Annotated in this window: 1 protein-coding gene; it reads right to left on the bottom strand. The window is 64.2% G+C overall.

Annotated elements, in window-relative coordinates:
- Positions 1-67 precede the first annotated feature (67 nt).
- The coding region (locus tag A3730_RS06030; RefSeq protein WP_197477327.1) for an NnrS family protein at positions 68-791 on the bottom strand (724 nt) is incomplete at its 5' end.

The raw sequence follows: 791 nt of genomic DNA, 5'->3' as shown, positions 1-791 counted from the left end.
GGGGGCAAGCCATCGTTTCAGCCAGTGCATAGTCTGTCCTCCGGCCGTTGCTGTTTTACCCACCCTATCATCCCGGCTTGCCATCCACCCGCGACCGTGTCAGCACCGACCCATAAAGCAGCAGGAAGCCGGCAAAGGCCAGGCTCCATAGCCCCGCCGACAACCACACCCCGAACAGCCAGGGCAACCAGCCCAGTGCTGTCAGCACCCGCAAACCGCCCGCCGCAAGCACCAGTGCATACAGCAGGATACCGCCGGGAGGCAGCACCATGGCACGGCCGGTATGCCCCACCGCCACACGGGTCATGACGCCCATGATAGTGGTGCCCATGGCACCCGCCCCCAGAGCATGCAGCCAGCTGGTCGGCGCCACCCAATGCCACTGGGCCAGCGCCAGCAGCACAAAGCCCAGCACTACCCACACATGGCCCAGGTGCAAAATCCACAACAGCGGCTCATCGCGGATCTGCCAGGACGACCAGCCCGCCAATCGCAGCAATGCCATTATCGCGGCGGCCAGCGCCAGCACCGCCAGTAGCGTCCCTTTTATGTTGAGCGCCACCAGCAACGCGACCAGCAATGCCAGGGCCAGCCCCACCGGCGTCATCCAGGGGATGGTGCGCACCCGGGCGCTATCCCGGCCGCGAGCCTGTAGCCAGTTGCGTGTAAACGCCGGGGTAATACGTCCACCGATAATCAGTATCAGCACCGCCGCAAGCACCACCAGTGCATGCAAATAACGCGGTGACGCGGACAGATGAAACAACAGATCCAGCACCCAGCAAGCCGCC

The sequence above is a fragment of the Alcanivorax sp. HI0044 genome (assembly GCF_001634945.1).
Note: the sequence above shows the minus strand (reverse complement) of the source record. Positions and strands in the feature narration are given on the sequence as shown.